Here is a 16,049-nt window from a genome sequence, read left to right on the forward strand (position 1 = left end):
CCCCTGGTCCCAGCCTATCGGGGCCCGTCGAACACGCGGAATGCCGGCCGCGGCCCTACGCCCTCTCCGAGAGCGCGTAGCGCATCAGCACAAGGTCGCCGATCCGGCGCACCTGCATCAATCTGGCCGGGCGATCCGGGCCCCAGGGGAACCGCGCCGGGCCGACCAGTCTCGGTGCGCGCGCATCGCCGACGAAGAACGGCGCCACCACCAGCTGCACCTCGTCGACGAGACCTTCGGCGAGGAACTGGGTGTGCACCCGCTCGCCGCCTTCCACCAGCAGGCGACGGATGCCCCGCGCATACAGGTCGGCTGCGACCCAGGCCATCTGCACCCGATCTCCGGCGTCCACCACAGTGGCGACCGGGCCCAGCCGTCCGGCTGCACGCTGAGCACGGGCGCTCGTGCAATAGACCAATTTGGATACCTCGCCCGTCGTGAAGAACTTCGCCGTCGCGACCAGATCTGCGCCATCGGTGACCGTCACCTTGGTCGGCGAGGCCGGCACACCGCGGGCCACGCGGTCGTTTCGCCGTTCGAGGCTGCGCACCAGCAGCCGCGGGTCATCCCGACGAATCGTGGTGGCACCGACGAGAATCGCATCGCACGACGCACGCAGCCCATCGACGCGGTCGAAATCCTCGGCGTTGGACAGCAGCAGCCGCTGTTCGCCGGCGTCGTCGATGTAGCCGTCGATCGACATGCTGCAGCTGAGCACGGTGTACGGACGCTCACCCACGCGCGATCTCCCGGGACGTGCTGTGCGGCGTGGGCGGCGTATCCGGCTGCCCATCCGGCTGCCCATCCGGCTGCGCGACCGGCGCATGCGAAGCGCCACGGCGCCGCATCGCGTCGACGGCGAGCACGATCGCACCGGGCAGGCAGGCCACCAGTGCGAGCACCCCGTAGACAACGGCGACCGTCACGCCCTGCGCGGCGCCCAGCCCCGCCACGCCGAAAACCCACGCGGCCGCACCCTCGCGCGGCCCCCATCCGGCGATGTTCGTCGGCACCGACATCGCCACCAGGATGAAGGCGGCCAGCGGAAGCAGCCGGGTCGGTGAGACGGTCACCCCTGCGGCCTCGGCGGCGATCACGAAGACGGTGAGATGACCCGCCGTCGCCCCGACCGAGGTCAGAACGACCCCCGGCCATGCCGCCCGGGAGCCCAATCCTTCGCGCAGGTCGGCGCGCACCCTCCTGCTGATGCGCGCCCGAAGCGACCCGCCCTCGGCCGGTGGCTTCCCGGCGGCCAGCACAAGCACCCCCGCGACGAGGACGACCACGACCATCACCCCCGGCATCCACGCGCGCAGCGGCGACGGCAGTGCGATCAGAAGTGCCGCAGCGACGACGAGTTGAACGAGGTGGCCGCCCAGACGCTCCCACGCGACCGCCCGCAGTCCGCCTGACACGTCGGCACTGCGGCGGCCGTGCACCACGCCGCGGTCGAGATCGCCGAGCACACCCCCGGGCAGCGTCGAGTTCACGAACTGGGAGCGGTAGTACGCGGCCACAGCCGTGCCCAGCGACAGCTCGAGATGCAGTCCGCGCGCGACCAGCCGCCAGCGCACGGCGCAGCACAGCGTCGTCAACGCGGTGATGGCCACCGCCGCCAGCAGCGCCAGGGGACTCACCCGCGCGAATCCGTCGAGGAACGGCCCGGCGCCCAGCCGCATGAGCAGGGCGATCAGCAGCGCCGCTCCGGCCAGAACCTGCGTCCAGCGCCATACCCTCCGGCCTCGAGACATCTCACACCCTCGCCGCGGTGAGCACACCCGACAGGCGGTCCGCCGCCCCGGCCCAGTCCGTCAGCGAGGCCCGGCGCTCCCCTGCAGCGCGCCGCAGCCGTTGCCGCAGGTCGGGGTCGCCCAGCCACCGGCGCAGTGCACCGGCGAGCGCTGCCGGGTCCCCCGGTGGCACCAGGATGCCCGGCAGCTCGTCGGTGCCGCCCAAGGCTTCCGGCACGCCGCCGACGGATGCGGCGATCACCGGAACGCCGCGTGCGAGCGCCTCGGTGACGACCATCCCGTACGTCTCGGTGCGAGAGCACAGCACGAGCAGATCCGCGGTCGCGTAGGCCTCGTCCAGCGCCGCGCCGGTGCGCGCTCCCACCCAGCGCACACGGTCGGCGATCCCACTGCGTGCGGCGCACCGCTGCACCCGGGCGGCGAAGCCCCGGTCAAGGTCCAGTGCCCCGACGCAGCTGCAGTGCCAGTGCAGGTCGGCGATCTGTGCGAGAGCAGGCACCAACAGGTCGTGCCCCTTGACCGGCGTCACCGCCGCAACGCACAGCAATGCGCCACCATCGGGGCTGCCGACGGCGAGCGGGGCGGGATCGACGCCAGGCTCGACGACGTGGATGCGGTGCCCGTCGAGCCCGTACTGCGCCACCAGTTGCGCCCTGGTCCATTCGCTCGTGGCGATCACTCCGGTCGCCGCCCTGAGCACAGCCGCCTCGATCAGGCCGTCTCCCGCAGCGCCGCGGTGCAGCATGTGCACGATGACGAAGACACGCAGCCGCTGCTGTGCGGCGACCTCGGGCACGACGCTGGCGACGATCCCGTCGATCAGCACCAGCGCATCGTCCGCCAGTGCGGCAAGCACAGCCCCCACCGCCGCACGCGCAGCGGCGTCGGGCACCGGCCAGTCGCCGACGACCGCATGCTCGCGCACCGACCAGCCGATGGCGGCCAGGCCCGCGCAGACGCGCCGGTCGTACACATTGCCGCCGCTGGGTCTGGTCGGATCATCGATGCCGCTGGGCACGATGACGTGCAGGTCGTTCACAGCGGCCGCTCGTAGCCGGCGGATGCGACGTGGGACTCGTGCAGGATGACCCGGATGCCGGCGAGCCCGTGCGCGTGTGCACCGAAGGCGCCCGCGTGCACGCGGTCGGCCAATCGGTCGGCGATGAACCGCGCCAGCACCTCGGTGGACGTGTTCACCCCGGCGAAGGCGGCCACCTCATCGAGGTTGCGATAGTTCAGCTCGTCGACGATCGCCCGCAGTTCACGGGTCGCCGCCCCGATGTCGACCACGATGCCGTCGGCATCGAGCTCGGGCCGTGTGAAGGTCGCGTCGATGACGTATGTGGCCCCGTGCAGACGCTCGGCGGGACCGAACACCGCGCCTGTCAGGCTGTGCGCGATCATCAGGTGATCGCGCACCGTCGTGCTGAACATGCCCGCAGCGGTGCTCGACTCATCCATCCGGGCGGTACCCATACGAAACAGTGTGGCAGAGGGCAGGCAGGTGCCCGGCCGCCAACCGCGGGAACACGTCGGGCAGATCCTCGAACCGACTCGTGCCGGTGATCAGCGCGTCGAAAGCCGGGTCGCGCAGCAGCGTCAGCGCGAACTCCAGTCGCTGTCGGGTGGTGCGTCGCCGCCGGCGGGCGGGGGCGACCGCGCTGACCTGGCTGGAGCGGATGCTCAGGCGCGACGAGTGGAACGCACCGCCCAGTGACAGCCGCACGTCGGAGTCGCCGTACCAGCTCAGGTCGATGACGGTGCCCTCCGGCCCCAGAAGGTCCAGCGCCAGCTGCAGGCCGGCCGAGGTGCCGCTGGTGTGGATGGTCAGGTCGCAGCCGACCGGAGCGGCACCGGGCAGCGCGAAGTCGACACCGAGCGCGGCGGCCGTCGCACTGCGGGCCACGTCCACGTCGACCAGCGTCACCCGCACGCCCACGATCTGCGCGAGCAGCCGCGCCACGCAGCAGCCGACCATGCCGGCGCCGACGACGGCGATGCGATCGCCGATCAGCGGCGCAGCATCCCACAGCGCATTCACCGCCGTCTCGACCGTCCCTGCCAGCACCGCACGCTGTGCAGGCACGCCGTCGGGAACGACGGTGACCGCCGAGGCCGGCACCACGTACGCGGTCTGATGCGGGTAGAGGCAGAAGACCGTCCTGCCGGCCAGCGCGCTCGGCCCGGCCTGCACGACCCCGACATTGAGGTAGCCGTACTTGACCGGCGCGGGAAAGTCGCCTTCCTGGAACGGCGCCCGCATCACCGCGCGCTGGCTGTCGGGCACGCCCCCACGGAACACGAGGGCCTCGGATGCCCGGCTGATCCCCGAGTAGCGCGTGTGCACCAGCACGTCGTCGGGTCCGCGCGCGGGCAGGGGCTGTGCACGGATCTCAGCGAGACCGGGTTCGCTCAGCCAGAGTGCAAGCGCCTCAGCGGGCACGGCATCCACCTCGTCTCAGACCTCGCCGGGACCCGAGGTTCGCGGCGAGGTGCGCCATAGTCTATTACCGTCGCCGTGGGCGGCAAAGGAGGCGTCGTGCGTTCGGTCCAGGCCGGTCCGGCCATCGCAATCGTCTCCCAGTCCATGATCCTGGTCGCGCTGGCCACCACGGTCGGGCTCGGAGCACCGGGCTGGATCACCGGCGGTGCCATCGCGATCGTGGGCAGTGCAGCGCTGGCGCGCGGCCTGACGATCCGCGGCCATGGCGGGTTCGGACCGGCCGACTGGGTGACGCTGGTGCGGGCGACACTGGTGTGCGCGATCGCGGCGTTGACCGCCGACGCGTTCGATCGCGCGATCCCGGTCGCACTGCTGGTTGCGCTGACCGCCGTCGCACTCGTCCTCGACGCGGTCGACGGCCGCGTCGCACGTGCGACACGAACGGCCTCCGACTTCGGAGCGCGCTTCGACATGGAGGTCGACGCTTTCCTCATCCTGGTGCTCAGCGTGTACGTCGCACCGGCGGTGGGCGCGTGGGTGCTCGGGATCGGCCTGGCGCGGTACGTGTTCGTCGTCGCCGGATGGCTGTTGCCGTGGTTGCGCGCCTGGTCACCGCCGCGGTACTGGGCGAAGGTCGTCGCGGCGACCCAGGGCATCGTGCTCATGGTGGTGGCCACCGGCGTCCTGCCGCGGCCCGTCGCTCAGATCGCGGCGGCCGTCGCCGGCATCCTGCTCGTCGAGTCGTTCGCCCGGCAGACATGGTGGCTGTGGCGGCATCGAGAGCCCACCCCGCCGTACTGGCTCGCCACGTCCCCGACACTGACAGCGGCGGCCGGGCTGCTGGTGTGGTTCATCCTGATCGTGCCGAGCAAGCCGGGCCTGTTCGCTCCGGCTGCGTTCGTGCGCATCCCGCTCGAAGGTCTGGTCCTGGTCGCGCTGGCCCTCGTGCTGCCGCCGGTGGCGCGACGGGTCGTGGCGCGGGTCTTCGGTGTGCTGCTGGGTCTGCTGGTGATCGTCAAGGTGATCGACACTGTGTTCTACACGGTCTTCGACCGGTCGTTCGACATCATCAGCGACGGCTACTACTTCGGGCCGGGCGTCGGCGTGCTCGCGGACTCGATCGGCCGGTTCGGGGCGCTGACGGTGGCAGCCGCGGCGGTCACGGCAGCCGTGGCGATCGTCCTGGTGATGCCGTTCGTCACGGTGCGACTGGTCGAGGGCGTCGCCGGCACGCGCCGGATCTCGATCGGCGCTGTGATCGGCACCGTGATCGGACTCGGCGCACTCGCAGCGCTTCTGGCCGCAACCGGTGCCCGCCTGAGCCCCGCCGGGCCTGTCGCTTCGACGAGCGCGACCAATCTGATCGTCGGACGGCTGCAGGCGGACATCGCCGATCACGCCGCCTTCGGCGCACAGATCGACCGGGACCCCCTGCGAAACGCTCCGCCGGGCGCGCTGCTGACCGGGCTGCGCGGCAAGGACGTCCTGGTCGTGTTCGTGGAGAGCTACGGTCGCACGGCCGTCGAAGGCACCTCTTTCTCTCCGGGCATCGATGCGGTGCTGACGGCGGGCACCCGGAGTCTGAGTGCGGCCGGCTTCGCCTCGCGCAGCGGATTCGTCACGTCACCGACGTTCGGCGCCGGCAGCTGGCTGGCCCATGCGACCCTGCAGGCCGGCCTGTGGGTGGACAGTCAGCAGCGGTACAACCAGTTGCTCACGCAGCAGCGGCTGACCCTGTCCAGTGCTTTCGGGCGTGCCGGCTGGCGCACGGTGTCGATGGTGCCCGCAGACACGATCGACTGGAGTCAGGGTGCCGCGTTCTACCACTTCGACGCCCTCTACGACTCGAGGAACGTCGGATACCGCGGTCCGCGATTCGGCTACGCGCCGATGCCCGACCAATTCACGTGGTCGGCGTTCCGCCGGCTGGAGCTCGCTGCACCACACCGCCTGCCGGTCATGGCCGAGATCGACCTCGTCTCCAGCCACCACCCGTGGACACCGCTGCCGCGCCCGGTGCCGTGGAGCGCCGTCGGAGACGGCACCGTGTTCGCCGGGATGCCGGAGCAGGATCAGCCGTCGGATGCCGCGCTGGAGGATCCTGCGCAGGTTCGCGCGCAGTACGGTCGATCGATCGAATACACGCTGGGCACGCTGTTCTCCTTCATCCAGACCTACCCTGACCCGAATCTGGTCCTGGTCGTGGTCGGCGATCACCAGCCGCACGCGTACGTGTCGGGGACCCATCCCGGCCATGACGTGCCGATCTCGATCATCGCGCACGATCCGGCGGTGCTGTCCGCGATCGACTCGTGGGGATGGGACGCGGGCATGCTGCCGGGTCCCACCGCTGCGGTGTGGCCGATGAGCGCCTTCCGCGACCGCTTCGTGGCCGCCTACAGTCCGCAGCTCAGCGTCGGGCCGCCGGACGCTGCGCGAACCCCACCAGGCCGGTGATGATCGCGACGACCTCGACGATCGCCGCCACCCAGACCTCCCAGATGGTCCAATGCTCGTGCACGCCGAACAATCCCACCGTGGCGGAGATCAGGAAGGCGCCCAGGGTGGCTGCCCCGAACAGGACCGTCAGCACCCACGGCACCCGGCTGGTGCGCCACCACAGCAGCAGCGCGACGATGATCAGCCCGACGATGAAGTTGGTCAGCATCGCCGGCCCGACATAGGGCGTATCTCGGAAGACCAGAATCCACTGCTCGAGGTGGATGATCGCCGAGATGAGCACGGCGACCGCCGCCACGATACGAATCGCCATGATCAGTTCCTCTCAGTGTGTCCACCAGAGCGCCACGCAGCGTCGCATGATCGTGATCAGAGCATAGCGGTCGTCGGGCCCACGCCGGCCCGATCGTCAGCGACGCGCCAGGTGGGTGTGCACGGTGGCGGCCAGGCTCGGACCGATGCCGGGCAGCTCGGCGATCTGCTCGGGCGTCGCCTCGCGCAGTGCGCTCACCGACCCGAAGTGCCGAAGCAGCGATTTGATGCGGGCCGGCCCCAATCCGGGTATCTCGGCGAGCACCGTGCTGATGTCGCGCTTGCGGCGCTTGCGCTGATGGGTGATCGCGAACCGATGCGCCTCGTCGCGCAGCCGCTGCAGCAGGTACAGCGCCTCGGAGGTGCGCGGCAGGATCACCGGAAAGTCCTGGTCGGGCAGCCACACTTCCTCGAGGCGCTTCGCGATGCCGCACAGCGCGATCTCGGGGTGCGCGGCGTCGGCCAGCGCCCGGGCGGCTGCGGCCACCTGCGGCTGCCCGCCGTCGACGAGAAGCAGCTGCGGCGGGTAGGCGAATCGCTTCTTCTTGCCGGTCTCCTCCTCGGGTTCGTCGGGCACATCCAGGTGAGCAAGCCGACGCATGAGCACCTGGTACATCGAATCCGTGTCATCGGTGGTCTGCGGCACCGAGAACGAGCGGTACTGGTCTTTGCGCGGCAGGCCGTCTTCGAACACCACCATCGAGGCCACGACGTTCGTCCCGGACAGGTGGGAGATGTCATAGCACTCGATGCGCAGCGGCGCCTCGGTCATGCCCAGCGCCTCCTGCAGGTCGGTCAGCGCCTGCGTTCGGGCGACGTAATCACTCGTGCGGCGGGTCCTGTGCAGCACGAGCGCCTGCTGGGCGTTGCGGGTCGCCGTGGCCAGCAGGTCTGCCTTGCCGCCGCGCCGGGCCACCCCGAGCGTCACCTTGCGGCCGCGCTTCTCACGCAGCCACGCCTGGAGTTCGGGAGCGTCTTCGGGCAGCTGCGGCACGAGGATCTGACGCGGGATGTCGACGGGATCCGCGTTGCCGTACACGCGCTGCAGCACCTGGTCGACCAGCTCGGCGCCGGAGATGTCGAGCTCTTTCTCGATCGTCATGGCGCGCACTCCGCGCACCCGTCCGCCGCGCACCACGAAGTGCTGCACGGTTGCGGCGAGTTCGTCTTCGGCGATGCCGAACAGATCCGCGTCCATGTCGGGTGCCAGCACCAGCGCGCTCTTGCTGAGCACGGCATCGATCGCGGCGAGCTTGTCGCGGTACTCCGCCGCCGCCTCGTAGTCCATGGCCGCTGCCGCCGCCCGCATCCGCTTCGTCAGGTCGGTGCGGAAGCGCTCGTCACCGCCGGAGAGGAATGCGACGAAGTCTTCGACCATCGCGCGGTGCTCTTCGACCGTCACCTTCATCGAGCAGGGACCGCCGCACCGCCCGATCTGCCCAGGAAAGCACGGGCGGCCGGTGGCCATCGCTCGCTTGTAGGACGCGTCGCTGCAGGTGCGGATCGGAAACACCTTGATCATCAGATCGATCGTGTCGTGCACGGCCCAGACCTTCGGGTAGGGCCCGAAGTACTTCGCGCCCTTGATGCGGTGGTTGCGGGTCACGATCACGCGGGGTGCCTCATCGGCGAGGGTCACGGCCAGAAACGGGTAGGACTTGTCATCCTTGTAGCGCACGTTGAACTGCGGCTTGAACTCCTGGATCCACATGTACTCCAGCTGCAGCGCCTCCACGTCGCTGCCGACCACGGTCCACTCGACCGAAGCGGCCGTGGTCACCATGCGACGGGTGCGCTCGTGCAGCGTGCGCAGCGGCGCGAAGTAGTTCGACAGTCGTGCGCGCAGGTTCTTCGCCTTGCCCACGTAGAGGATGCGCCCGGCGCGGTCACGGAACTTGTACACTCCGGGCTCGGTGGGGATCTCGCCCTGTTTCGGCTTGTAGGGCAGCTGGTCGGCCACCGCTGATCACCCGGCCTTGCGCTGCGCCGACACGTCGAGCAGCTCGGCCAGGAACGCGCCCGTGTACGAGCCCTCGACGCGCGCCACCTGCTCGGGTGTGCCGGTGGCGATGACCTCGCCGCCGCCCTCGCCGCCCTCGGGTCCGAGATCGATGATCCAGTCCGCCGATTTGACGACATCGAGGTTGTGCTCGATCACGATGACGGTGTTGCCCTTCTCGACCAGACCGTTCAGCACCTCGAGCAGCCGCTGCACGTCTTCGAAATGCAGTCCGGTGGTCGGTTCATCCAGAACATACGCCGACCGTCCGTTCGAGCGGCGCTGCAGCTCGGTGGCAAGCTTCACGCGCTGCGCTTCGCCGCCGGACAGCGTCGTGGCCGACTGCCCGAGACGCACATACCCCAGGCCCACATCGACCAGCGTGCGCAGGTAGCGGTGGATCGCCTGGATCGGCTCGAAGAACTCCGCCGCCTCAGAGATCGGCATCTCCAGCACCTCGGCGATGTTCTTGCCCTTGTAGTGGACCGACAGCGTGTCGCGGTTGTAGCGCTTGCCGTGGCACACCTCGCAGTCCACGTACACGTCGGGCAGGAAGTTCATCTCGATCTTGATCGTGCCGTCGCCTGAGCAGGCCTCGCATCGGCCGCCCTTGACGTTGAAGCTGAACCGGCCGGGCCGGTAGCCGCGTGCCTTCGCCTCGGGGGTCTCGCTGAACAGGGTGCGGATGCGGTCGAACACGCCGGTGTAGGTCGCCGGATTCGAACGCGGAGTGCGTCCGATGGGTGCCTGGTCCACATGCACGACCTTGTCGAGTCCGTCCAGGCCCGTCACGCGGGTGTGCTTGCCCGGGACCGTGCGCGCCCCGTTCAGTCGCGATGCGAGCACCTGGTAGAGGATGTCGTTCACCAGCGACGACTTGCCCGAACCGCTGACACCGGTCACGGCGGTGAACACGCCGAGGGGGAAGTCGACGGTCACGTTCTTCAGATTGTTCTCGCGCGCCCCCACGACGCTGAGCATCCGCTTCTTGTCGATCTTGCGGCGCCGGGCCGGCAGCGCGATCTCACGTCGCCCCGCCAGATAGTCGCTCGTCAGGGACGCGCGCTCCTGCAGCAGGGACTCCAGCGGTCCCGAATGCACGACCGTGCCGCCGTCCTCTCCCGCACGCGGACCGATGTCGACGATCCAGTCCGCCGCGTGGATGGTCTCTTCGTCGTGTTCGACCACGATGAGCGTGTTGCCCAGATCGCGCAGCGTCACCAGCGTCTCGATGAGGCGACGGTTGTCGCGTTGATGCAGCCCGATCGACGGCTCGTCGAGCACGTACAGCACGCCGGTCAGCCCCGAGCCGATCTGCGTGGCCAGACGGATGCGCTGCGCCTCGCCGCCCGAGAGCGACCCTGCCGCGCGCCCGAGGTTCAGGTAGTTCAGCCCCACCTGGATCAGGAAGTCCAGCCGCAGGCGGATCTCGCGCAGCACCTGCGCGGCGATCTTCGCCTCACGCGGCGTCAGCTCCAGCGCGGCGAAGTACTCCTGCGCATCGGCCAGACTCAACCGCGACGCGTCGGCGATGGAGCGCCCGTGCACGGTGACGGCGAGCACTTCGGGCTTGAGCCGGGCACCGTCGCAGACGGGGCAGGGCACCTCACGCAGGAACTCCGACCAGCGCTGGCGCTGGCTGTCGGATTCGGCCTGCATGTACTGCCGCTCGATGTAGGGGACGACCCCTTCGAACCCTGACGTGTACCGCATCTCTCGGCCGTAGCGGTTCTTCCACCGCACGGTCACTTTGAAGTTGTCGCCGCGCAGGACCGCTTCGCGGACGTCGATCGGCAGCATGCGCCATGGCGTGTCCAGGGAGAAGCCGAGGTCGTCGGCCAGTCCCTCCAGCAGCCGTTCGTAGTACTGGAACAGCCCCTTGCCCTGCGTCGTCCACGGGATGATGACGCCTTCACGGATCGAGAGGTCCTCGTCACCGAGCATGAGGTCGACATCCACCGACATGCGCGTGCCCAGGCCCGAGCAGGTGGGACATGCGCCGAACGGGGCGTTGAACGAGAACGTCCGCGGCTCGATCTCGGTCAGCTGCACCGGGTGCCCGTTCGGGCAGGCGAGCCTCTCGGAGAAGCTCTGCCACGCCGCCTCGCCGGTCTCGTCGACGAAGTTGATCCGGACGATGCCGTCCGCCAGCCCCAGAGCGGTCTCGACGGAATCGGTGATGCGGCCGAGGATCGCAGGATCGGCCACCAGGCGGTCCACGACGACCGCGATGTCATGCTTGTAGCTCTTCTTCAGCGTCGGCGGCTCGCTCAGCGACACGAGGTCGTCGTCGACCACCGCTCGGGCGTACCCCTTCGCCGCGAGCTCTTTGAACAGGTCGACGAACTCGCCCTTCTTCTGCGTGACGACCGGGGCGAGGATCTGGTACCGGGTGCGCTCGGGCAGCTCCATGAGCCGGTCCGCGATCTGCTGCACCGTCTGGCGCTGGATGACCTCGCCGCACTCGGCGCAGTGCGGGATGCCGATCCTGGCCCACAGCAGACGCATGTAATCGTGGATCTCTGTGATCGTGCCCACGGTCGAGCGCGGATTGCGGTTGGTCGACTTCTGGTCGATGGAGACGGCCGGGCTCAGACCTTCGATGAAGTCCACATCGGGACGGTCGACCTGACCGAGGAACTGCCGCGCATACGCGCTGAGCGACTCCACATAGCGACGCTGCCCTTCGGCGAAGATCGTGTCGAACGCCAGGCTGGACTTGCCGGAGCCGGACAATCCGGTGAACACGACGAGGGCATCGCGCGGGATGTCGAGGTCGACGTTCTTCAGATTGTGGACGCGCGCGCCGCGCACGCTCAGCTTTCCCGAGGAGTTACCGAGGGTTGCGACAGGGATGATGGGCACCCGTCAAGTCTATTTCGGGCCTCGGACACCCATCCCGCCCCGTGTTCGCCCTCAGCGTCGCCGCGCCAGTCGCGCCAAGGCGATCACCATCGCCAGCCCGCACAGCGCCGCGCCCACCGCCACCGCACCACCGGCGATCGCACCGCCGACGTGTCCGGCACGCGCCCACAGGGCCAGTGCCAGTACGGGCTGGGCGACGACTTCGATGACCAGCCAGCGACGGGCAGGGACCGCCAGCGCCCGCACCTGCAGTCGCCCGCGGGCCGGCAGCACCAGGATCAGGCCGGCCAGCACGTGCAGCAGGTGCACCGCGATCAGCGCGATGTACCCGCGCGGGTCGGCCACCGCCGCCGGGTGCGCGAGCTGTGCCATGGCGATCACGAACGCTGCGGCCCAGCCCAGGAGGCTTGCCGGCAGCACCGCGCCGACGAGGGCCAACGCGACGGCGATCAGCGCGTAGGGCAGCGGTGCGACGGCGAACGCCACGCACGCCGCGGCCACGAGGGCCACGCGCAGCGCCGCCAGCGGCACCCACGGCCCGATCTCCAGGTGCGCTCCTGCACCGCGGGGCCCTGCCGCGCCGCGCTCGGCGGCCGCGCCGCCTGGTCGGGCCGTCTCCGCGCCCTCGCGCTCCCGCATGCTCACCGGCGCCTCCGCCTCCGCGTCATGGCGCGCAGCGCCGCGGTGCGCGAGCCCGCCGAGCCATCCCACACCAGCAGGTCCGCACCGGCGGCGACGACATCGGCGAGTCGGTCCGCACGCATGCCCAGGACGATGCGCGATGCGGCGATCTCTTCGCGCCTGAGCCGCTCGCTGCGCAGCTGCGGCAGGACGTCCACCGCGAGCACCCGCAAGCCCGAGGCGCGCCAGAGCTCGGCCAGTCGCACCGGCTCGTCATCGAGGAACGTCGACATCAGCACCACCAGCGCGCCGCTGGGCACCAGCGGAGTCCGGCGGCGGGTGGCCCTCGGCTGCGGGGCGGCGGTGGCGATCGAGGCGCGCAGACGCTCGCGCTGACGGGCGCCCGAGCCGCGCCGCACGGCCGACCCGAGTCGCGAGAGCAGCTGGAAGGAGACCTGGTCACCGGCATCCAGATACGCGCACGCGACGCTCCAAGCCGTCTCTCGCGCGATGTCCATCGACGTGGGCACCTGCAACGCGCGGTCCCCGCGCAACCAGTCCCCGGGCATCCCCGACAGGTCTTCGCCGTCGTCCAGGATCAGCGCCACATCGATGTCGGCGGTGGCGAAGGTGCGCCGTACGAACAGATCCCCCGGCCGTCGGGCAAGACGCGCCGTCGCCTTCCAGTCGATGCGCTGCAGGCGATCGCCGGTGGTGAACGGGTGGATGTCGCGGAACTCTCCGCCGTCGCCCGGGCGGGGCGCATCATGCCCTCCCGTCAGGCCGCTGGGCACGCGCGGCAGCGGCAGGAAAGGAAGCGGTCGCACCGGCGGCACGATGCGCGCCGACAGGCGCGAGAGGGTGGATGCCGCAGCCGCCCAGGTGCCGTCGGCACCCACAGCGCAGGTCTCGGTGGCAACCAGCTGCTGATCGCCGGAGTGCACTGTCGACAAGCGCAGAGCGAACGAACTGCGGGGGGCGGCCAACACGACCCGTTCGGTGCGGTACGAGAGCATCGTCGCCGAAACGACCGCGAGCTCGGCGCCCGGGGCGCGCACCTCGCCGCGGACGATGACCACGGGGTACTCCGCGGGCGAGGGCGCCCTCTGCCCGGCGGTGATGCGCGCGAGGGCTGTCCGCGTCGCCGCCGTTCGTCGCCCCGTGCCCAGCGCCAGGGCGACGGCAGAGACCAGCACGGCGCCGATCACTGCCAGCTCGGGTCTGCCGAAGCCCAGTGCGGCCGCCACCAAGACGACGCCGAGCCCTGCACCGGCGAAGGCCGCGGGAGACAGTGGTGCGCGCATCACGTCGTGCTGCGCGCAACCGTCGGCGGCACGGCCACCTTCGACACGATCGCCTCGATCACGCGCGCCGGGTCTGTGCCTGCAGCCCAGGCCGCCGGCGTCAGGGTGAGGCGGTGCGCGAGCACCGGTACGGCGATGCGCTTGACGTCGTCAGGCGTCACGTAGTCGCGGCCGGCGATGACCGCGACGGCGCGGGCCATGAGCATGAGCCCCTGCGATCCGCGCGGTGACGCCCCGACCTCGACTGCCGCGTCCGATCGCGTGGCCGCCGCCAGCCGCACGCAGTAGTTCAGGATGTCGGGATCCACGTGGACCCTCTCGACGCCGGCCTGCATCGCCAGCAGCTGGTCGGCATCCACCACCTGAGCGACGGTGGCCACCTCCGTTCTGCGCGCGATGCGGTTGGCCAGGATGCGCTGCTCTCCGTCGCCGTCGGGGTAGCCCACGCTGAGACGCACCAGGAAGCGGTCCAGCTGCGCTTCGGGAAGGGCGTAGGTGCCCTCATACTCGATCGGGTTGGCCGTGGCGATCAGATGGAACGGCTTGGGCAGCGCGAAGCTCGTGCCTTCGACGGTCACTTGGCCTTCGGCCATCGCCTCCAGCAGCGCCGACTGCGTCTTGGGCGCTGTGCGGTTCAGCTCGTCCGCCAGCAGCAGCCCGGTGAAGATCGGGCCGGGACGGAACTCGAACGACCCGCTGTCGGGCGCATACACGTATGAACCGGTGATGTCGGAGGGCAGCAGGTCGGGAGTGCACTGCAGGCGGCGAAAGGCCAGCCCCGACGCCTGCGCCAGAGACCGCGCGGCCAGCGTCTTGCCCAGTCCCGGCACGTCTTCGAACAGCACATGGCCGCCGGCGAGGATCGCCGCCAGCGCGAATCGCAGCGGCTCTTCCTGTCCGATCACGACAGTGCCGAGCTCGGTCAGGATGTCATGCGCGATCTCGCCGACGCGGTCGGGCGGGAGCGCCGGGGCCGTCTCGTTCGTCCTCGGGTGTGGCTGTGTCACGGCGATCCTTTCGACGGAGGGACGGCGCTCGCTGCGAGCTGGTCGAGGCGGTCAAGACAGTATTCGACATCGGACATCGTGACCCGGCCGCCCCGACCGAGAACGGCCACCGCACGCGGGGTGAGCACCTCGGCGATGCGCGCGGCATCCTCCGGGTCGTCCACGTCGAGCCCGCGACGACGCAGGCGCGACCGGGCGTATGCGCGCAGGCGCTTGCGGCCGGAATCCGAGACCTCATTGCGGCGCCCGCGCAGCGACCACGCCGTCTGGCTCACCTCGGAACGTGTGCCGGGGCGCGGGTCCACGGCCGGGCGGACGAACAGCGGGCGCTCGGCGTCGTCGAACCCGGCCCAGCCGGCGCCAAAGGCCACGATCAGCACTGCCGCGGCAAGAGCGAACGGCCACGACATCCCGAAGAACCACAGCACACCGCCGACCGCGGCCCCCGCGACCGCAGACCAGGTCAGCACCCCTGCGAACCGTTCGCCGCTCATGATCACCCTGCCGCCTGCGGGGCGGGCCCACCCGAGCCCTGCGTCGCCGTGTCGGTCATGGGAGCCGGCGCCGGCTCGCCATGCCACGAGGCCTGCAGACGCAGCAGGCACTCGCGAGCTTCGACCACGGTCTGGGCGTCGACCTCGCGCGAGCCGAACCGCACGTCGTGATAGAGCCGCAGCAGGCGCTGCGCGGCGTCGCGATCGGTGTCGAAGCGCTGCACGATCCGCGCAGCGTATTCGGCTGCCGTCTCGGCATCCTCGCGACGCGCCCCGGCGGCCATGGCAGCGTCTTCGAGGCCGAGCCAGGCCTGGACGACGGCGTCGCCAGGAGCGCGAGGCTCGTTCAGCAGGGCGAGAGCGCGCGCGATGCCGCGTTGCATGACCGGAGCCGCCACGACCGCATCCGCATCCAGCACCGCCGACGCGCCCCCGGACTGCGCGGCGTGGTCGCGGCGCACACGCCGCCTCCGGTCGGAGATCCGCCGGAGCACCAGTCGCACGATCAGAGCCACGATCAGCACCGCGACGGCCACGGCGACGATCTCGAGGATCGCGACGAAGATCCTGCCGACAAGGTCGCCGCCGTGATCTGTCAGCGGCAGGCCCCCGTCGCCGGAATCCTGGGCCGGCATCGTGGGCATCGACGCGATCGGCGCGGGCACCCAGCGCGGCGGGCCGGTCTCGACCGGTCCTGCCAGCACCGACCCGACCACAACGGCGGCCCCGGCGACCACGACGGCCGTGATCAGCCCGACGCGACCGTTGCGATACCTCACTCCCTCACGCTATC

General features: G+C 70.3%; 14 protein-coding genes. 1 reads left to right on the forward strand and 13 read right to left on the reverse strand.

What is annotated here, in order from left to right:
• Window positions 1-55: 55 nt before the first annotated feature.
• From QU603_RS09435 to QU603_RS09455, 5 genes are read right to left on the reverse strand one after another with little or no spacing between them, the layout of a single operon-like run.
• Complete coding sequence (locus QU603_RS09435; RefSeq protein WP_308491135.1) at window positions 56-739, reverse strand: RibD family protein; 684 nt, start codon at window positions 737-739, stop codon at window positions 56-58.
• Window positions 732-1,751 carry a lysylphosphatidylglycerol synthase transmembrane domain-containing protein gene (locus QU603_RS09440; protein WP_308491136.1) on the reverse strand — a complete coding sequence of 340 codons (1,020 nt, stop codon included), beginning with the start codon at window positions 1,749-1,751 and terminating at the stop codon, window positions 732-734. Before QU603_RS09440 ends, QU603_RS09435 begins: the two co-directional genes overlap by 8 nt.
• 1 nt (window position 1,752) lies before the next feature.
• Window positions 1,753-2,790 carry a glycosyltransferase family 4 protein gene (locus QU603_RS09445; protein WP_308491137.1) on the reverse strand — a complete coding sequence of 346 codons (1,038 nt, stop codon included), beginning with the start codon at window positions 2,788-2,790 and terminating at the stop codon, window positions 1,753-1,755.
• A complete protein-coding gene (locus QU603_RS09450; RefSeq protein ID WP_308491138.1) occupies window positions 2,787-3,227 on the reverse strand; it encodes a 6-pyruvoyl trahydropterin synthase family protein in 441 nt (146 codons plus the stop codon). The genes QU603_RS09445 and QU603_RS09450 overlap by 4 nt, the downstream gene beginning before the upstream one ends.
• Complete coding sequence (locus QU603_RS09455) at window positions 3,205-4,194, reverse strand: zinc-dependent alcohol dehydrogenase (protein WP_308491139.1); 990 nt, start codon at window positions 4,192-4,194, stop codon at window positions 3,205-3,207. Before QU603_RS09455 ends, QU603_RS09450 begins: the two co-directional genes overlap by 23 nt.
• A 96-nt stretch (window positions 4,195-4,290) precedes the next feature.
• On the opposite strand from QU603_RS09455, the gene QU603_RS09460 reads away from it, so the two are divergent.
• Window positions 4,291-6,651, forward strand: coding sequence for a CDP-alcohol phosphatidyltransferase family protein (locus QU603_RS09460; protein WP_308491140.1), 2,361 nt, complete (start codon window positions 4,291-4,293; stop codon window positions 6,649-6,651).
• On the opposite strand, the gene QU603_RS09465 is transcribed toward QU603_RS09460, so the two are convergent.
• The 8 genes from QU603_RS09465 to QU603_RS09500 form a co-directional block, all read right to left on the reverse strand.
• Window positions 6,605-6,967, reverse strand: a complete 363-nt coding sequence (locus QU603_RS09465; RefSeq protein WP_308491141.1) for a hypothetical protein — start codon at window positions 6,965-6,967, stop codon at window positions 6,605-6,607. The two genes, QU603_RS09460 and QU603_RS09465, sit on opposite strands and share 47 nt — an antisense overlap.
• Window positions 6,968-7,063: 96 nt before the next feature.
• Window positions 7,064-8,926: an excinuclease ABC subunit UvrC gene (uvrC, locus tag QU603_RS09470; protein ID WP_308491142.1), complete on the reverse strand. Its 1,863-nt coding sequence runs from the start codon at window positions 8,924-8,926 to the stop codon at window positions 7,064-7,066.
• 6 nt (window positions 8,927-8,932) lie between these two features.
• Window positions 8,933-11,830 carry an excinuclease ABC subunit UvrA gene (uvrA, locus tag QU603_RS09475; RefSeq protein WP_308491143.1) on the reverse strand — a complete coding sequence of 966 codons (2,898 nt, stop codon included), beginning with the start codon at window positions 11,828-11,830 and terminating at the stop codon, window positions 8,933-8,935.
• Between the two features lie 51 nt (window positions 11,831-11,881).
• Window positions 11,882-12,475, reverse strand: a complete 594-nt coding sequence (locus tag QU603_RS09480; RefSeq protein WP_308491144.1) for a hypothetical protein — start codon at window positions 12,473-12,475, stop codon at window positions 11,882-11,884.
• Window positions 12,472-13,755, reverse strand: a complete 1,284-nt coding sequence (locus QU603_RS09485) for a DUF58 domain-containing protein (protein WP_308491145.1) — start codon at window positions 13,753-13,755, stop codon at window positions 12,472-12,474. Before QU603_RS09485 ends, QU603_RS09480 begins: the two co-directional genes overlap by 4 nt.
• Entirely contained in the window at window positions 13,755-14,762 is a 1,008-nt protein-coding gene (locus tag QU603_RS09490) for an AAA family ATPase (protein ID WP_370655294.1), read from the reverse strand. Before QU603_RS09490 ends, QU603_RS09485 begins: the two co-directional genes overlap by 1 nt.
• Window positions 14,759-15,256 (reverse strand): hypothetical protein, encoded by a 498-nt coding sequence (locus QU603_RS09495; protein ID WP_308491146.1) that lies wholly within the window; start codon window positions 15,254-15,256, stop codon window positions 14,759-14,761. The genes QU603_RS09490 and QU603_RS09495 overlap by 4 nt, the downstream gene beginning before the upstream one ends.
• Window positions 15,257-15,258: 2 nt before the next feature.
• Window positions 15,259-16,035 carry a DUF4129 domain-containing protein gene (locus tag QU603_RS09500; protein ID WP_308491147.1) on the reverse strand — a complete coding sequence of 259 codons (777 nt, stop codon included), beginning with the start codon at window positions 16,033-16,035 and terminating at the stop codon, window positions 15,259-15,261.
• Between the last annotated feature and the right edge of the window lie 14 nt (window positions 16,036-16,049).

The sequence above is a fragment of the Microbacterium terrisoli genome (genome assembly GCF_030866805.1).
GTDB lineage: Bacteria > Actinomycetota > Actinomycetes > Actinomycetales > Microbacteriaceae > Microbacterium > Microbacterium terrisoli.